Origin of the sequence: Caballeronia sp. LjRoot31 (assembly GCF_964253885.1) — a bacterium.
Classification (GTDB): domain Bacteria; phylum Pseudomonadota; class Gammaproteobacteria; order Burkholderiales; family Burkholderiaceae; genus Caballeronia.
In genome coordinates, this window is record NZ_CAXURX020000001.1 from 1,670,341 (window position 1) to 1,687,942 (window position 17,602).

Annotated in this window: 14 protein-coding genes and 1 pseudogene; 7 read left to right on the forward strand and 8 right to left on the reverse strand. The window is 60.0% G+C overall.

Annotated elements, in window-relative coordinates; translation table 11 throughout:
* Position 1 precedes the first annotated feature (1 nt).
* Positions 2-940 carry a LysR substrate-binding domain-containing protein gene (locus ACSQ8V_RS07335; RefSeq protein ID WP_213764072.1) on the reverse strand — a complete coding sequence of 313 codons (939 nt, stop codon included), beginning with the start codon at positions 938-940 and terminating at the stop codon, positions 2-4.
* Positions 941-1,209: 269 nt separating this feature from the next.
* Between ACSQ8V_RS07335 and ACSQ8V_RS07340 the strand changes: the two genes are divergently transcribed.
* The 4 genes from ACSQ8V_RS07340 (at position 1,210) to ACSQ8V_RS07355 (ending at position 6,323) form a co-directional block, all read left to right on the forward strand.
* Complete coding sequence (locus tag ACSQ8V_RS07340) at positions 1,210-2,808, forward strand: ABC transporter ATP-binding protein (protein WP_436205326.1); 1,599 nt, start codon at positions 1,210-1,212, stop codon at positions 2,806-2,808.
* Positions 2,805-3,911 carry an ABC transporter permease gene (locus ACSQ8V_RS07345; RefSeq protein ID WP_213764070.1) on the forward strand — a complete coding sequence of 369 codons (1,107 nt, stop codon included), beginning with the start codon at positions 2,805-2,807 and terminating at the stop codon, positions 3,909-3,911. The genes ACSQ8V_RS07340 and ACSQ8V_RS07345 overlap by 4 nt, the downstream gene beginning before the upstream one ends.
* A gap of 23 nt (positions 3,912-3,934) precedes the next feature.
* Complete coding sequence (locus ACSQ8V_RS07350; RefSeq protein ID WP_213764069.1) at positions 3,935-4,864, forward strand: ABC transporter permease; 930 nt, start codon at positions 3,935-3,937, stop codon at positions 4,862-4,864.
* A 355-nt stretch (positions 4,865-5,219) separates the two neighbouring features.
* Positions 5,220-6,323, forward strand: a complete 1,104-nt coding sequence (locus ACSQ8V_RS07355) for a BMP family ABC transporter substrate-binding protein (protein ID WP_213764068.1) — start codon at positions 5,220-5,222, stop codon at positions 6,321-6,323.
* 140 nt (positions 6,324-6,463) lie between these two features.
* Here the strand turns inward: ACSQ8V_RS07355 and ACSQ8V_RS07360 are convergent, their stop codons facing one another.
* The 4 genes from ACSQ8V_RS07360 to ACSQ8V_RS07375 all read right to left on the reverse strand — a co-directional run bounded on the left by ACSQ8V_RS07360 (position 6,464) and on the right by ACSQ8V_RS07375 (position 10,984).
* Complete coding sequence (locus ACSQ8V_RS07360) at positions 6,464-6,673, reverse strand: dodecin (protein WP_097262386.1); 210 nt, start codon at positions 6,671-6,673, stop codon at positions 6,464-6,466.
* 1,362 nt (positions 6,674-8,035) lie between these two features.
* The gene (locus ACSQ8V_RS07365) at positions 8,036-8,527 is read right to left on the reverse strand and encodes a hypothetical protein (RefSeq protein WP_213764067.1); all 492 of its coding nucleotides are present in this window, start codon (positions 8,525-8,527) and stop codon (positions 8,036-8,038) included.
* 355 nt (positions 8,528-8,882) lie between these two features.
* Entirely contained in the window at positions 8,883-9,329 is a 447-nt protein-coding gene (gene mscL / locus ACSQ8V_RS07370) for a large conductance mechanosensitive channel protein MscL (RefSeq protein ID WP_213764066.1), read from the reverse strand.
* Between the two features lie 239 nt (positions 9,330-9,568).
* On the reverse strand, positions 9,569-10,984 hold the full coding sequence (locus tag ACSQ8V_RS07375) for a DUF2252 domain-containing protein (protein ID WP_436205327.1): 1,416 nt from the start codon (positions 10,982-10,984) through the stop codon (positions 9,569-9,571).
* Positions 10,985-11,435: 451 nt separating this feature from the next.
* Here ACSQ8V_RS07375 and glgX point away from each other — a divergent pair, with 451 nt between their 5' ends.
* Positions 11,436-13,634 carry a glycogen debranching protein GlgX gene (gene glgX, locus ACSQ8V_RS07380; RefSeq protein WP_213764064.1) on the forward strand — a complete coding sequence of 733 codons (2,199 nt, stop codon included), beginning with the start codon at positions 11,436-11,438 and terminating at the stop codon, positions 13,632-13,634.
* Positions 13,635-13,995: 361 nt separating this feature from the next.
* Here the strand turns inward: glgX and ACSQ8V_RS07385 are convergent, their stop codons facing one another.
* Both ACSQ8V_RS07385 and ACSQ8V_RS07390 read right to left on the reverse strand, forming a co-directional pair.
* Positions 13,996-15,192, reverse strand: a complete 1,197-nt coding sequence (locus ACSQ8V_RS07385) for a tetratricopeptide repeat protein (protein WP_436205328.1) — start codon at positions 15,190-15,192, stop codon at positions 13,996-13,998.
* A 251-nt stretch (positions 15,193-15,443) separates the two neighbouring features.
* Complete coding sequence (locus ACSQ8V_RS07390; protein WP_213764062.1) at positions 15,444-16,124, reverse strand: PspA/IM30 family protein; 681 nt, start codon at positions 16,122-16,124, stop codon at positions 15,444-15,446.
* Between the two features lie 394 nt (positions 16,125-16,518).
* On the opposite strand from ACSQ8V_RS07390, the pseudogene ACSQ8V_RS07395 reads away from it, so the two are divergent.
* Positions 16,519-16,587: pseudogene (locus ACSQ8V_RS07395) on the forward strand (hypothetical protein); the annotation flags it as partial.
* Between the two features lie 31 nt (positions 16,588-16,618).
* A complete protein-coding gene (locus tag ACSQ8V_RS07400) occupies positions 16,619-16,834 on the forward strand; it encodes a DUF2177 family protein (RefSeq protein WP_436205329.1) in 216 nt (71 codons plus the stop codon).
* Between the two features lie 92 nt (positions 16,835-16,926).
* Here the strand turns inward: ACSQ8V_RS07400 and ACSQ8V_RS07405 are convergent, their stop codons facing one another.
* Positions 16,927-17,361, reverse strand: coding sequence for a hypothetical protein (locus ACSQ8V_RS07405; protein WP_213764145.1), 435 nt, complete (start codon positions 17,359-17,361; stop codon positions 16,927-16,929).
* Positions 17,362-17,602: the final 241 nt, after the last annotated feature.

Here is a 17,602-nt window from a genome sequence, read left to right on the forward strand (position 1 = left end):
CTTAAGGCTGAGGCACTTCGATCAGCGAGCGCGTGGCATCGGCGACGAGGTGACGGAGCCACCGCACTTCGTCGGAGTAATGGCAGCGCTCGTGCCACAGTTGGTAGTACTGCATGGGCGGGAAATCGAGCGGCGCGGGCACCACGGTCAATGGCAAAAACTTGGCGTAGTGATCGGCGAACAGGCGCGTGGTGGTGAACACGAGATCCGACTTGATCAGCACGTACGGCGCGAGATTGAAGTAGGGCAGCGTGACGACCACATGGCGCTTGAGGCGTTCGCGTGCCAGATGAACATCGATCGCGCCGCGCTGGCCCACGGAATACGGCGTAGGCGCAAGATGCGGCGCGTTGAGATATTGATCGAGCGTGAGTGCGCCGCGGCGGGCAAACGGATGATTGGAACTGACGAGACAAACGATCTTGTCGACGAAAAGGTTCGAGAGATGCAGTTGTTCAGGCGGCTCGGGCCAGTTGCCCACCACGATATCGAGCTTGCCTTCCTCCAGCGCGAGTTCGTAGTCGAAAGCGGGGCCGAGCGAATGAAATTCGAGCGTGGCGTTGGGCGCGGCTATCCGAAAGCGCTCCACCACGGTCGGCACGAACAGCACGTTCAGATAATCCGGGCAGCCAATGCGGTAACAGCGCACGGAAGTAGACGGTTCGAAGTTGTGCTGCTGAACCTTGATGCGTTCGATTTCGCGCAGCGCGTTTTGCGTGGGCTCGAGCAGGCGCAGGCCGTATTCGGTCGGCACCATGCCCGCTTTGCCGCGCACGAGCAGCGGATCGCCGGTGATGTCGCGCAGGCGCCTGAGCGCCGCGCTGATCGCAGGTTGTGATTGATTGAGCTTGACGGCCGCGCGCGTGACGCTGCGTTCCATCAAGAGTGTGTGAAGGACGCGTAACAGGTAAGTGTCGATCGCTTCGCGTTGCTGACTCATCTTCTCTCCAATATACGGTCAGGCTGATCGACCAGGGTGCAGAACATATCGTTTTTAATATGACACATTGTTTCCGTCAAGCTGGGCATACCCGCAAGCACGTTCGTTGCAAGCTGCGCAATGCCGTGCTGTTGCTAATTGCGCGCACTATTTTGAGTAATCGACGGCCCGCACCGTTTTGGGTATCTTTTACTCGCAGACTGCTTGTTTCCGTTGCTCACGTGCCGGCCATCCCGGTTTTGCGCAATTTCCGCACTTTCTGAGTCCATATGGGCGACGCCATTTCCTCATCCATTCAGCCGGGCGGTGCGCGACCATCGCGCCTCGCGCTTCACGGCATCAGCAAGCAATATCCCGCCGTCAAGGCCAACGACGACGTGACGCTCATCGTCGAACCGGGTGAAATCCACGCCGTGCTCGGCGAGAACGGCGCGGGCAAGTCCACGTTGATGAAGATCATCTACGGTGCGGTGCGCCCGGACGAAGGCGAGATTCGATGGGAGGGCGAACTGATCGAGATCAGCAGTCCGGCGGCGGCGAGAAAGCTTGGCATCGGCATGGTGTTCCAGCATTTTTCGCTGTTCGAGACGCTGACGGTGGGCGAGAACATCGCCCTCGCTCTCGACGATAAATTCGATCTCAAGACGCTCGGCAAACGGATTCGCGAGGTATCGGCGGATTACGGGCTCGATGTCGATCCGCAACGCCACGTGCACAGTCTCGCGGTGGGCGAACGCCAGCGTGTGGAGATCGTGCGTTGCCTGTTGCAGAACCCGCGCCTGCTGATCATGGACGAACCTACGTCCGTGCTCACGCCGCAAGCGGTTAAAAAACTCTTTACGGTGCTGAGAAGGCTGGCTTCCGAGGGATGCAGCATTCTCTATATCAGCCACAAGCTCGATGAAATCCAGGCGCTGTGCCAGACCGCGACCGTAATGCGCGGCGGACGGGTGACGGGGAGCGTCGATCCGCGCAAGGAAACCCACGCATCGCTCGCACAACTGATGGTTGGCCATTCGCTGCCCGATTACACGCGCCGCGAACATACGCCGGGCGAGGTGAAGCTCGCGGTGAAGCACTTGTCGGTGGCGAGCGCCGATCCGTTCGGTACGTCGCTGCAGGACGTCTCGTTCTCGGTGCACGCGGGAGAAATTTTCGGCATCGCGGGGGTATCGGGGAACGGGCAGGCCGAGTTGCTGGCCGCGCTCTCAGGCGAGATTCGCGATAAACATATCGTGCCCGATGCCATCACTATCGTCGGCCAGCCCGCCGCACGTTATAGCGCCGGTGGACGACGCGCGCTCGGCTTCGCCTTCGTGCCCGAGGAACGCCTCGGGCGCGGCGCGGTGCCGGCCATGTCGCTGGCGGAAAACGCGCTGCTCACCGGACATCGCGAACATATGGTGCACGGCGGCTGGATCAGCACGAAGGCCATGCGCGCGTTCGCTGATCGCTGCATCAGTGCCTTCGATGTCCGCTGCGGCGGCAACGGCGCGCTCGCGCAAAGCCTGTCGGGCGGCAACTTGCAGAAGTTCATCGTGGGACGTGAGATCTTGCAGGAGCCGAAGGTGCTGGTCGTCGCGCAACCGACCTGGGGCGTCGATGTCGGCGCGGCGGGTTTCATCCGTCAACAACTTTTGGATCTGGCCGCACGTGGCGTGGCGATCCTCGTGATCTCGGAGGAGCTGGAAGAACTCTTCGATATCTGCGACCGCCTCGCCGTTCTCGCTCGGGGCAAGCTTTCCCCGGTCCGCGAAACCGGTCTGACTAATGCAGAAGAAATTGGCCTCTTCATGGCCGGTCTCTTCGATGGCAATCGTGCCGACCCCGTCGCCCTCGACCTCGACACCACGGCCCCGACACAATGAATTTTCCTTATCGACTTGAAGCGCGCCCGACGCCGTCCCGTGCCATGCAGCTTGCCGTGCCGCTGGTCGCCGCGGTGCTGACATTGATTATTGGCTTTCTGATTTTTACGCTCGTGGGCCAGGACCCGGTGCGCGCGATGCACGGGTTTTTCATCGAACCATTGTCGAACGTGAACGGCTGGTCGGAGCTTGTGCTGAAGGCGTCACCGCTGTGCCTGATTGCGCTGGGGTTGGCGGTGGGGTACCGGGCGAACGTGTGGAATATCGGCGCGGAAGGGCAGATGCTGCTGGGCGGGATCGTGGCGGGCGGCATAGCGATTCATGTCGGCGATGCAACCGGCTGGTGGATCCTGCCGCTGATGATGATTGGCGGCGTGATAGGCGGCATGGCGTGGGCGGCCATTCCCGCGCTGCTCAAGAGCCGTTTCAACACCAACGAAATTCTGACGAGCCTGATGCTCACCTACGTCGCGACGCAGTTGCTGATCTATCTGGTGAGCGGTCCGTGGCGTGACCCAGAAGGCATGAACTTCCCGATCTCGGCGATGTTCGGCGATTCGGCGCAATACCCGCGTCTTTACAGCGATTGGGGCTGGGCATGGCTGAAGGGCACGCGGATCAATGCGTCGGTGTTCCTGACGGCGATCGCGATTCCGCTGGTGTGGCTGTTCATGCGCAAGAGCTTCGCGGGGTATCGGATGAACGTGGGTGGGCTGGCGCCGCTGGCAGCCCGCTACGCCGGTTTCTCCGATAAAAAGGCCATCTGGACCTCGTTGCTCCTGAGCGGCGGTCTGGCCGGTTTGGCTGGCATGGGCGAAGTGGCCGGACCGATTGGACAACTGCAGGCGAGCTGGTCACCGGGGTACGGCTTCACGGCAATCATCGTGGTGTTCGTCGGGCGGTTGCATCCGGTTGGCATCGTGCTCGCGAGTCTGCTGATGGCATTGCTGTATCTCGGCGGCGAAGCGGTGCAGACGTCGATGCAATTGCCGCAGGCGATCGCCGGCGTGTTCCAGGGATTGCTGCTGTTTTGCCTGCTGGGTGCGGACCTGTTCGTCAACTATCGCGTACGGCGCCGGGTTGCGGCGCATGCACATTCGTAAATAAAAAGCGGACTAGAAAACCCATGGATATCAATCAGGCCAGTTCGCTTTCCTCAAGCGCTGTCGTCGCCGCTATTCCGCTGATGTTCGCCGGTGCAGGTGAGCTCGTCGCGGAGAAGTCGGGGGTGTTGAACCTTGGCGTAGAGGGCATGATGCTGATGGGCGCGGTCACCGGCTACGCTGTCACCGCGATCACTGGCAATCCGTGGCTCGGTATTCTGGGCGCGATTGTCGCGGGCGTGCTGATGTCGCTTGTGTTCGCGTTCCTCACCATCACCATGCTCGCGAATCAGGTTGCCACGGGTTTATCGCTGACTATTTTCGGTATCGGGTTTTCGGCGTATATCGGCAAGCCTTATACGTCGGCGGCGGTGCGCGCGACCATCGACGTGCTGCCCATTCCCGGTCTTACGTCCATTCCCGTCATCGGACCCGCGTTTTTCACGCTGACGCCGCTTGGTTATCTCGCGTTCATCATGTTTGGCGTGATCGGCTGGTTTTTATATCGAACGCGCGCCGGGCTGGTATTGCGCTCGGTAGGCGAGTCGCCTTCGGTCGCGCATTCCGTGGGTTTTCCGGTAGTCGGCGTGCGTTACGGCGCGACGCTTTTCGGCGGTGGCATGGCCGGTATTGCGGGCGGTTATTACTCGATCGTCTACCTGCATTTGTGGCAGGAACAGCTGACGTCGGGGCGCGGCTGGATCGCGCTGGCGCTGGTCGTGTTCGCGACGTGGCGCCCGGGGCGGCTGCTGATCGGCGCATTGCTGTTTGGTGCGGTGATGGCGCTGCAGTTCTACGCGCAAGCCATCGGCGTGCCGATCCCGACGCAATTTCTCGCCATGTTGCCGTACGTGGCGACGGTCGTCGTGCTCGTGCTCATCTCGCGCAATCCGAACACGATCAAGCTGAACGCGCCAGCATCGCTCGGCAAGCCGTTTTTTGCGGCTAGCTGATGACGGTGCGGGTGAGGGCTTGCGGCGTGTTGGTAGCCGCGGCCCGACGCGGCTACTGTGTGCGGTTCGACAGCGATCGGCGCGTGGCACCTGCGGGTGCGGGTGCGCGGGTCGGGTGCGCCCGCGTCGAGGACGCCTGATCGCCGTTCCGTTGTGGGACGACCAATGGGAGTTCCTCTAGCCGAAGAGAAGTCCAGCCCGCTCATCAATAGGGTGCGCATTCGTTGCAAATGGCGACGCGCCTGAAAGGCGGACTGACATTCCGATTTAGCCCTGAACCACGGCCCGATTTTGGCCAATGACACTGCAGCACGATTTTTACAAACATCATTGAACCATCGACAGGAGAAACACGATGAAGAAAAGCTGGCTGAACACCTTGGGCGCAGCCGGAGCCGTGGGCACGATGCTCGCGTTATCCGCCACGATGGTCGCCGGCCCCGCGCGGGCCGCCGATGTGCCGGGCATTGCGTTCGTCTACCTCGGGAATCCCGGCGATGCAGGCTGGACCTTTGCCCACGATGCCGGCACGAAGGAAGTGGAGGCCAAGTACGGCAGCAAGATCAAGATCACGCGAGTCGAAGACGTGCCGGAATCGGCGGATTCGGAGCGCGTGTTCCGCGATCTGGCCGCGAAGGGCAACAAGGTTATCGTGGGGACCAGCTTCGGTTACCAGGACTTCCAATTGAAGGTAGCGCGCGACTACCCGGACATTACGTTCCTGACTGCGACGGGTTACAAGAAAGCCAAAAACTTCGGTGTCTACGATGACCGCATGTACCAGGGCGCATATCTCGCCGGTGTCGCGGCGGGATACGTCACGAAGACGAACACGCTGGGGTTTGTTGCATCGGTGCCGATTCCCGAAGTGATCCGAAACATCAACGCGTACACCTTGGGCGCGCGATCGGTGAATCCGAAGGTTCACACGAAGGTGATCTGGATCAATAGCTGGTTTGACCCGGGCAAGGAAAAGCAGGCGGCGGAAACGCTGATTGGGCAGGGTGCTGACGTGTTGTTGCAGAACACTGATTCGAACGCGACGTTGGCGACGGCGGCCGAGAAGAAGGTGTACGCATTTGGTTGGGATTCGAACATGCAGAAGTTTGGTCCGAGCGCGCACTTGGGTTCGGTCGTGCAGCATTGGGAGGTGTATTACAACTCGATGGTCCAGCAGCTTCTGGACGGCAAGGTCAAGACTGATCCGGTCTGGCTGGGAATGCCGCAGAAGGCGGTGGATCTTGAGGACATGAATACGGCGGTGGTGCCCGCCAAGGCGATGCAGGCTGTCGCGGCAAAGCGTGAGCAACTGCAGAGCGGCAAGTGGGACGTGTTCATGGGTCCGATCAAGGACCAGTCGGGAGCGGTCAAGATTGCGGCTGGCCAGAACCTGACAGATCCGGAATTGCAACGTATCAACTGGTACGTTGAAGGCGTTGACGGGTCGTTGCCGAAGTAATTCGGGGGCGGTAGTTTGCGAAGCTGCCGGGAGGGTATGCGGCTTCGCAAAACTTACCTGTTGTTTGTCATCGTTTCCGTCATAAGAAAAGGCCGCGCTTAGGTTAAGCGCGGCCTTTGTTGTCTGCGTCGCGATTAATCTTAATCGTCGATTCGCAGTCCAACTTTAAGCGTGACTTGCCAGTGTGCGACCTTGCCGTCCTCGACTTGCCCGCGGGTGCCGATGACTTCGAACCAGTGTAGGTTTCGGAGGGTCTTTGAGGCTTTTTCGAGCGCCACACGAATTGCATCGTCGCTTGATTGGGTCGATGACCCGGTGAGCTCGATTTGTTTGTAGACGTGGTTGGTCATTGTGTTCTCCGTTGGTGTCGGGCTGATGGCACGTTGATTCGCCTGGGTAGGACTGAGCAAATCATGCGCCAAGGGGGGCCGTTCGCACTTGGGGTTTTTACGGGGATGGGGAGGGGTGGTTGAGGGCGGGGTTGTCGGGTTCTGGGTTAGCGGTTGGGGTCAGTGCCGGGGTGGTCGGTTCTGGGGTTAGTGGTCGGGGTCTATGCTGGGGGTGGTGGTTTCGGCGTTAGCGGTCGGAGTCAATGTCGGGTTGCTGCTTTCAGCGTTAGCGGTCTGCGAGAGTCGGATTTTCTCTTTATCACTGTTAGCCACTGTGCGTGGCGGCACGTCATTTCTTTGTCCAAAGCGACAAAGAAACGAAGCAAAGAAAACGCTTTCAAACACGCTACCCTAAGTGTCCACAGCGTGCAGTTTCTATTCATAGGTGCCCCAAAAGCACGGTGCTCGCCAGAGCGAAGGATGTTTGAAACCCTCCTTCTCGCGAATCCTGACATGAACACGCTTCGCCCCGTACGCTCTCGGGCAAGCACCATTGTCAAGGAATCCGTACGGCATCACACGTCTTTACGGTCATGTCTTGGTGGGTTGCCCACGTGGTCCGCGTGGCTATCTCGGTGGGCTATACGGCCGACGCATATTTAAAGCTTCTTTTTTGCAGATTATTTGCGTGGCCTGCGCCTTATTTTCGCCGGTCTGGGGGTGACCCGCTCCAGTGGGCAGTTAAGCAGTTGAATTTGCATAGGTGAGTTTGCTCCGTTTGACGTGGGGTGCGAGTTGTCCACGGCCGGCCAGCGGGTCGCCTATGGCCTCACGCATTTTGCGGCCTCGTTTCTAGGAGGGTTGGCGACGAGGTTCGAGGCGCGTCCACGTTGGAGGGAGGTCGTCCGCGGATAGCGCGAGGTGCCCTTTGGGCAGGTTCAATCACTGGTGGCGAAGCGTGTGGGTATCGGTGTTCGGAGAAGGAGGGTTTCACACATCCGTGGCTCTGGCGAGCACCGTGCTTTTGGGGCACCTATGAATAGAAACTGCACGCTGTGGACACTTAGGGTAGAGCGGTTAAAGCGCTTTCTTTGCTTCGTTTCTTTGTCGCTTTGGACAAAGAAATGACGTGCCGCCACGCACAGTGGCTAATAGTGATAAAGAGAAAATCCGACTCTCGCAGACCACTAACGTTGAAAGCAGCAACCCAGCACTGACCCCGACCACTAACCTTGGAATCTAGCGCCCCGGCATTAACTCCGACCGCTAACCCCAGAACCGACCACCCCGGCATTGACCCCGACCACTAACCCAACAACCTGGCACCCCAAAACCCTCCCGTCCCCTGCTCCCAAAACCACCCCCGGTCCACCGGTGCGAACACTACCGCAGTGGCCTTGATGCAGCATCCCCCGCATCCTGCCGCCGCGCGCCGCGCCTGGACCTCGCACTCGCCGATGCGCCGAATTCGCTCAAAATCTGAGTTCGTGCCCGGCTCGCAAACACCAGAAACCCAAACCCGTTGGCTTCATACCAATAGCCACCATTTTCGAGCCCGTCGAGCGGCTGCTCCAGCGCATTCGTAATACATTCAATGCACCGACGGTGCAACTCGTCCACCGCAGGATACGGCGGTTGCGCCCCACGAACGCTGCAAAGAAGCACATCAAGACCCGGCAACACATGCGCGTACAACACCGGTTCATCCTGTGCGCGGGCGCGTGCAATCTTGGTATCGAGTTGGCCGAACGGCTTGAAATGCCTAAGCACAGCGAGGAAAGACTCGTCGCCGTCGACCTTTGCGCGTCTACGCTTTTTCGGGAAGGACATAAAAATTCGCCTGAAAAAGAATTGCAAAAAACGCAGCGTCCTCATGCGGCCACTCCCGTCTGGCGGGCCGCTCGTTTGTCTGGACACGTCGATCTTTTATAGCACATCGAAGTGGTGGATTCACGGCGATTCAGTTTAGGACACCGCACGCCGGTCATGCTCGACCGGCCCAGCGGTAGCGCACGAATCATGCCGATAACCCTGCTGCGGCTCGCATGTTTCTGTCTCAATAATAGACCTACGAAACCCCGCTGCGATGAAAATTCACCAGGAAAATTCAAACCCGTGTCATGAAGGCCACCAACCCCGGGATTGCACCTAAAAACGAAAAAGCCCGCGAGGGCCGTCGCGGGCTTTTCTGAATCGCTGCTCCCTTGGAGGATCAGGTCAGACCCTCAGGTCAGACGCGTGGCGAAGCCTTCAGCGAATCGCGGATCTCGCGCAGCAACAGCACGTCTTCCGGCGTTGCCGCGGGCTCTGGTGCTGGCTCCTCGGTCCGGCGCAGCTTGTTGATGAACTTGACCATCAGGAAAATGATGAACGCCAGGATGATGAAGTTGATCAGCACGGTAATGAACGAGCCATACCCGAACACGGCCACACCCGCCGTCTGCAAGTCCTTGTACGAGTCGGGATTGCCCTTGAAAGTAGGGGGTATGTTGCCCAGCTTGATGAACATGTTGGAAAAATCAAGCCCGCCCGTGACTAGCCCCACGACCGGCATGATCAGATCCTTGACGATCGAATTGACGATGGTCGAAAACGCGCCGCCGATAATCACACCGACCGCCAGATCCATCACGTTGCCCTTGAGGGCGAAGCTCTTGAACTCCTGAATCATGCTCATGCGTTGCTTCCTCCATTAAAGATCATAAGAATCGGCAGCAAGGGATGTGCCATTCGATGACGCCGGCATGTCCAGCCGCCGTCCCGGCTTTGCTTTTGTGTTCAGGCTCTCGCCGTTTTTTTAAACGGATAACGGCAATGATAGCTAATCGGTAGCATTTGCGTCCCGGGTTTTTTTGACGTCATCGGCCGACCGGACAAGGTTTGACAATCGATTCCCCTCGTTCCCCCATCGCACTGCTACGCTTTTTCGGGAGGCGCAGCGATCACGCGCCCTTGAGCGATCGCCTGGACGAACGCGGCGTGGTCGGCCACGGTCTGCGCACCGTAGCTTTCGGCCCATTGGGCATAGGCTGCATCCAGGCGGTCCGAGTTGCCGCAATAACCGGCGATCAGCGCGGCGTCGCCGGTGCGCGCATGAGCACGCGCGAGCAGCAAGCCGAGGCACCAGGCGTAGAAATCGAAGGTCGCGCCGTGCAGCCAGTCGACCGGAATCGAGCCGCGGATGTTCTTCATCTGCCGCACGTAGAAATCGCGGCCCGAAATGGTCGTCCAGCCGAGCAACGGGTCGGAGGAGCTTTGCAGCAGGCGCTGGCCGTGCACCACGCGCCGCCCCTGGTGGCTGAACGCTTCAGCGAGCGGCGGCACGAACGGCGCGGCGGCGGGCACAATGCCTTCCTTGACCTGCATGAATAACGGATCGGCATGAGCCCGTCCGAGCAGCAATAACAAATACGCGCGCGTCCCGACACTGCCTACGCCCACCACGCGATGCGCGACATCGACCACGTCGTAGCGTTCGAGCATCGTCCGCCATTCGCCCGCGATGGTCTGCAAGTACCCGCGCAGCCCCTCCGTAACGTGGTTTTTCTCCGCGGCATCAAGACGGGTGAGGATCGGCGGATCGTCGCGAAAACGCCAGCTTTTGCCGTTCGGCTCGGCGACGCGCGCCAGCATCGTCGCGTGACTGCGCTTGGTCGAGCGTTCAACGGCCTTGGCAATGGTCGCTTTCTCCGCCGAGTCGAGCGTGACCGGCGCTTCGATATGCAACACGCTCGCGTATGAGCGCATCTGCCACAACTCGTAGGCGGGAACCTGCGCCAGCGTCGACATGGTGGTCCGGTAAGCGGTGCAAGCGGAGCGCACGGCACGCTCGCGGCCGGAGGCGTCGACTCCGTTTTCGAGAGCCGCCACGTTGATGCTGGCGGTGAGCCGCTTCAGATCCCATTCCCACGGGGCGACCAGGGTTTCATCGAAATCGTTCAGGTCGAAGACCACGTCCTGCCGAGGCGTGCGGAACAGGCCGAAATTGTTCAGATGCGCATCGCCATCGATCATCACGTGATGCCCGATAGACGGCGTGTGCGCGAGATCCCAGGCCATCACGCTCGCCGCGCCGCGCAGGAACGCGAACGGCGATGCAGCCATGCGTGACATGCGCAACGGGATCAGCCGCTCCTGCCGGCCGGCGTTGTTGGCGAGCACCCGCGCGACGGCGTCCGGGCGGCTGCTTTCCGGCTGCCAGGCTGCATGCGCGTCGAAGGGGACCGAATCGCGCAGCGAGCGGCCAAGCGCACGGCTTTCCTCAGCGCTGCCGATGGACGTACCGGACAGGCTGGTTGGCGGACTCGCTGATGCAGCAGGTTGGGTGGGCAAGACAGCTTTCCTCGGGGTGATCGATAGCGTAAGGCGTGAGCGATTTCACGAACGCTCCTGGCCGGGCCGGATAGGCCGGACGCGTGGTGAAACGCATGAGCACGATGCACGCCAGCAGCGTTATCGTCCAGGCCAGGGTTCCGTCAGCACAGGGGCGGCGGGTTCTTCATCCGGCCCGCCAGTGTGAAGCCCTCGGCATCAGGCCAATACCGCACCGCAGCAACCGCCGCAAGCTGTCCGAAAAGGACGCTTCGCGATAGGCACGAAACCTGCTGTTTCTTTTGCCCGTGAACTCCGGATGACGTCGCACTCATGGCGCCAGGAATCTGTCGTCCGATCCCGGCCGACGATCCAACGACTCACTATTGACTCGTCAATCCGCTAACGGCTCGGCGCATTGAAGCATCATCACATATTGATTGAAGCATCCAACACCTGGACACCCGTATACATGGCACACGATATCCGCATTGCCGAAGGCTCGCCGTTTCCCTTGGGCGCGACGTGGGACGGCGAGGGCGTCAACTTCGCCCTGTTCTCCGCGAACGCCACGAAAGTCGAGCTGTGCCTCTTCGATGACACCGGCGAGAAGGAACTGGAACGCATCGAATTGCCTGAATATACCGATGAAGTTTTCCACGTTTATCTATTCGGTTTGAAACCGGGCGCGGTCTATGGGTATCGCGTGCATGGTCCTTATGAGCCGGAGAACGGGCATCGTTTCAATCCGAACAAGCTGTTGCTCGACCCGTACGCGAAGGCGCACGTGGGTGAGCTGAAGTGGGACCCGGCGGTATTCGGCTACACGCTGAATGCGGACGGCGACGACCTCACGTTCGACGAACGCGACAGCGCGCCGTTCGTGCAAAAGTGCCAGGTGGTCGACCAGAGCTTTTCGTGGGTCCACCCGACGCGCGTTCGCGTCCCTTGGGAACAGACCATCTTCTACGAAACCCACGTGCGCGGTTACACAAAACGCCACCCGGCTGTACCCGAGCATTTGCGCGGCACATTCGAGGGATTGGGCACGAAGGAAGTGATCGAGCACATCAAGAGCCTGGGGGTGACATCGGTTGAATTGCTGCCCATTCAAGCGTTCGTGGACGACAGCCATCTCACCGACCAGGGTCTCACCAACTACTGGGGCTACAACACGATCGGCTTTTTCGCCGCCGATCCGCGTTTCTTTGCGCAAGGCCCGGGCGCGGTCGCGGAACTCAAGCAGATGATCGACCGCTTCCACGAAGCCGGCCTCGAGATCATTCTCGACGTGGTCTACAACCACACCGCCGAAGGCAACGAGCGCGGGCCGACGTTGTCGTTCAAGGGTATCGACAACGCTTCGTACTACCGGTTGCCCGACGACAAGCGTTATTACATCAACGATACCGGCACGGGCAATACGCTCAACCTGTCGCATCCGCGCGTGCTGCAGATGGTCACCGACAGCCTGCGCTACTGGGTCACCGAGATGAACGTGGACGGTTTCCGCTTTGATCTTGCCACTATCCTCGGCCGCGAGACGTATGGTTTCGACGAAGGCGGCGGGTTCCTCGACAGTTGCCGCCAGGACCCGATCCTCTCCAGCGTGAAGCTGATCGCCGAGCCTTGGGATTGCGGTCCCGGCGGATATCAGGTCGGTGGTTTCCCGCCGGGCTGGGCCGAGTGGAACGACAAATTCCGGGATACCGTGCGCGAGTTCTGGAAGGGCGAAGAGGGCGTGGCGGCAGAGTTGGCTACGCGTATCACCGGTTCCGGCGATAAATTCAACCATCGCGGCCGCCGTCCGTGGGCGAGCGTGAACTTCATCACGGCGCACGACGGTTTTACGCTGAACGACCTCGTCTCGTACAACGAGAAGCACAATGAGGCAAACGGCGAAGACAACAAGGACGGCAGCTCCGACAACCGCTCGTGGAATTGCGGTGCGGAAGGTCCGACCGACGACCCCGAAATCCGCGCACTGCGTGAACGCCAGAAACGCAACATGCTGGCGACCTTGCTGTTCTCGCAAGGCACGCCGATGATCCTTGCCGGCGATGAATTCGGCCGCACGCAACAGGGCAACAACAACGCGTATTGCCAGGACGGCGACATCAGTTGGGTCAACTGGGACATCGACGACGACGGCCGTGCGCTGAACGACTTCGTGCGCAAGCTCACGACCTTGCGGCACACGTTGCCGGTGCTGCGTCGCGGACGTTTCCTGACGGGCGAGTTCCACGAAGACCTGCAACTCTGCGACGTGAAATGGCTGAGCCCATCGGGCGAGGAACTGACGCCGGAACAATGGGACGATCCGTCGATGCGCTGCTTCGGGCTGGTGATCGACGGCCGCGCGCAGGCAACGGGCATTCGCCGTCCCGCATCGGATGCCACGCTGCTGATCGTGATCAATGCGCATCACGACGTGGTGGACCTGACTTTGCCCGAGATTCCCGGCAGCGATCAGTGGAGTTGCCTGATCGACACCAATGCGCCGATCCGCGAAGAGCTTGAAGACTTCGATTCGGGCGCGACCTACCAGGTAACCGGACGATCGCTGCTTTTATTCGCGCTGCATGCCCGAGGCGCGACCAAGCGGATCTTCAAGCGGCTGGAAGAAGCGCTTACCGACGAAATCGAGCCAGAAAGCGGTAACGCGGCGTAAGGGGACGTAAAGGGACGTTATCTACGGCAGTGATTTGTAACGGCTATCATGCGGGTCATGAACCTTGACTCGCTGTTTTGCTTACATTGCCACCCATCGTTTTTATCCGCATCGCTGCGCATCGTGCAGCGCACCCAGTCGACATGATTTTCGAGGCACTCATGCGTGTCGCGAACTGGGATCAACTTGAGCGCATCTGGGAATTTGTAGTGGGATTCTTCAAATTCCTGTGGGCGTTGCTGCGCTTTCTCGGGGGCGGATGAGGGCCCGCTCTTCGACAGATTTACGGTGCCAATAAAAAAGCTCCGAACGAATCAATCAGATTCGTTCGGAGCTTTTTAACATTCAGCCTGCAGTCGGTTCAGGAGTTGTCCCAGTTGCCGGAATCGTTACTGCCCACATCGACGCCGCCGCCGCCATTGTCGCTCCAGTCGTTCGAGCCATTGCCAAAATCGAGTCCGCCACCGTTGTTGTTGTCGTCGTTACCGCGACGACGGCGCAATTCATCGTCATCGACCGGCACTTCGCGCTCGATCACCCGCTCACGGTTGCCGCCGGACATCGCCTCGCCGAGCAACACGCCAGTCAGCAATCCGCCCATTCCGCCACCCAAACCACCGCCTTGCTGCACGATGACCGGCGGCTGTTGTTGCGGATAAGGCGAATAGGGCGGCTGCCCTTGCGGATTGCGCCCAAACCGCTCGGCTTCCTGCGCATAAACTGACTGGCCGTCGGCGCTTGCCGGGGCCGCGGTCGTGCGCGGATCGGGCCGGCCTTCCGAACGTGCCCGCACGCTGTCGATCTGGTTCGCCAGATCTTCGATCGCGTAGGGTGGGACGGGGTTTTTCGAATTGGACAGCGCTTCGACCATCTGGCGAAGCTGAGTTTCGATGCCTTCGACTTCCTGAAGCATCGCTTCATGCCCCGGTTGCGTCGACAAACGCACGTCGAGCTTCAGCGACCGGACGTCATTGAGCAGTTCGGTCGCGCGCTTGAGTTGCGTGCGGCGATCGGCGTCGGCCTGGCCGTCGTCGTTCGAACGCGCGCGTTTCAGACCCCAACGCAGCACCAGCGCAATCCCGACGAACAGGACCGCGAGCAACACCCACATGCCCATTGAAGGCCCATGTCTTTCGGGAGCTGCCACGGCGCCTTGATTGAACGGATTGCGCGTGACCGAGGTAGACGTCGAGTTAGACGTATTAGATGTATTAGCCGATGAATTCACCCGGTTCGCATCCGAGCGGATGCGCGCTTCCATGGCGTTGAAGCGCGACGGATCGGTGAATTTAATGGCAGGGTCGAGCGTGCGCGCTTGTTGAACCTGAGCGAGCGCGTCGGAAGAACGGCCTTCGCGGTCGAGCACTTGCGCGTACAAATAGTGTGCCTTCGCATTGTTCGGATGCGCCTGCAGCACTTCGTTCAACTGGGCGTCAGCCTGGCTCCAGTTGCCTTGCGTCATCGACTGCTCGATCTGGCCGGCGCTTGGCACAGCAGCGAAGGCCGTTGCCGAAACCAGCATCAGCGATGCAACTACAGCCATCACATATTTTTTCATTTGCGGACCGGGGCGTTCGCACCCGTCTCCATTCCATGCGACATTTCGATGCAATACCCCAATGCTGCTCGCAGCGAACCGCCGTATTGCGCCGTTCACTGCGCCTTTGACCGCGCGCAGACTTGAGGTTGCCCTCATTGCCGGTTCACGCTGTCAGGCGTTCGCCCCGAAGGGCGCAAGCCTTGGTCCCGCTTAATCACCGGCCGGCGCAAAACCTTCGCGCCGGCTTGCGTATCGGTTTAAGCGAGACTTTACTGCGCCGGCGTGTTGATCTGTTTCTTGAGTGCTTCCAGGCGGTCTTCGACAGACGGGCCACGCGTGAGCGCCGCGAGTTTGTCTTCGAGCCCCTTGCCGCTCTTCTCATCAGCCGAGTTCAGCCGTGCGTCCGAGCGGGCATTCGATAGCTGGACCTTGTCTTCCAGCTTCTGAAAGTCTTCCGACAGGTTCTTCCCGCCGATCCCGCCCAGCGCCGTTGCCGCGACATCTTTCGCCGTTGCAATCTGCTGCTTGGCCTGAAGGATGTTCGAACGCGAGTTGAGCTCGTTGCGCCGCTGGCGCATGTCGTTGATCTGCTGCTTCAAATGATCCACCGACGGCACCAGGGTCACCAACTCGGCGGCCAGTGCATCGCGTTCAGTTTCGGCGTTTGCCTGCGCACCCAGCGCTTCGCGGGCAAGGGCTTCATCGCCGCTTTGCAGCGCGCGCTTGGCGCCGTCTTCATACTTCTTCGCCTTTTCGGCGGCAACATCGCGCTTGCTTTGTTGCGTGGCGACCTGCGCCTCGATTTCGATCAGCGAGTTCTCGGCCTTCGCGATGCTGTCGTCGAGTTCGCGCACGATCTGGCGAGCGTCCCGCGACGGGTCCTGCACGGTGTCGGCGGCGTCGTTCAGCAGGCCCTTGACGGTGCGCGAGATGGAATCCAAAAGCGACATGAGTTTCCTCCTGGAAATGAAGTCGGCTGCCAGGCAGCAACGTTCGATGAACATTCTGTGAATGTTCGCCAACGTTTGATTAAGCGCGGCGCCCACGGCGTCGCGCGTCGGATAAATCGGGCCGGGCGCACGGATTACAAGCTCGCCGATACACTTTGTTGCGAAGCGGGAATCCGCGCATTAAAAGCGGGTTTGGCTGACGGTGCATGAACCTTGTTACTCATGCTTTCGTGCGCGCAGCGTCCAGATTTTGCCCGGGTTATTAAACCATGCAACGACTTAAACCGGGCTTAACGGCTTTATCTTAACGGTACACCATGCGGTTGATTTAGCGAGTGCCGCAGCGGAAATTCAAGTTTTTGAAGGAATTGAGAACGGATCGGCTACGTCGAAGATGCTTATCGTTGCGTTTATCGTTACAGCAGTCGTTTTCCTTATCCTCGATACCCTCTGGCATGGCGTGATTTCACGGAAGTTGTATCAGCGGGAGACAGGTGAATCGTTATTCTCGAAACCCACCTCAGCGCGGCGGCGTTTTCTATGTGATCTACATTGCCGGCCGGGCGTTACCGGGCCAGCGCGCCATGCGCGGACTGGTGAACGGAACGGTGTTCGGTATCGTCGGGTATGCCACGTATGACCTCACCAGCCTCGTCACGCCAAAAGGCTGGAGCACGGCACTCGTGCTCATAGGCGTGCGTGCAGGGTAGCAACCGCCATCGCTTCGGCCGTTGCGGTCGCTATTACCACTCGTGCGATCCCACTCGACTGGACAGCAGAGCCGGCTTGCCGGGCCGACTTTTCAGGAGCGCCCGGAAAACGATGCGTCTTCGTCTGATTCATCCGACGCACTCAGGTCTTCCCCGGAATTGCAGGTTTGCGACAGGAGGTCGTCTGTTTCCGGTTCAAGCGTGCTCAAAGGCTTAGGTCCTTCGGCGGCCAACGTGCGTTTGCTGGCCACTTTGGCGACCTGTGCGGCGTCCCGGGCCTCGCGCGCGGCAGCCCGTTCAGCAACTTGCCGCAGCGCAACATTCAGAGGGTCGGGTGTTTTCGGCGCACGCAGCCGGTCCACAAGACTGGCTGCCTTCACCTGTTCGCTAGTCGCGTTGAAGCTCAATACGGCGCGCCGCATGAGTTCACTGACGCTGACGCCAAGGCCGCTGGCGGTGCTGGTGATCGCAAGTTTCTGCGCCGGAGTGACAAAAACAACAATGCGTTCGCTGGGTTTGGTAGTCATGAGCGCCTCGCAAGCAGGGCTGGGCAAGTCCGAACGGTCGATGTCCGACACGGGCAACACCATTTGATGCGCTTTTGGCGTGTGCGGCGGTACGCCAAACCACGCAACCAACGTTTCCATCATATCGGTTTGCCAACTTCTCGTGGCGCACGGACACATTCCCCGAGCCGCGCTTCAGACGCTACCCGCATCAACGGCTTGCAATATTGAGATAATGGTGCTACCGCCGCCCGATGGCATC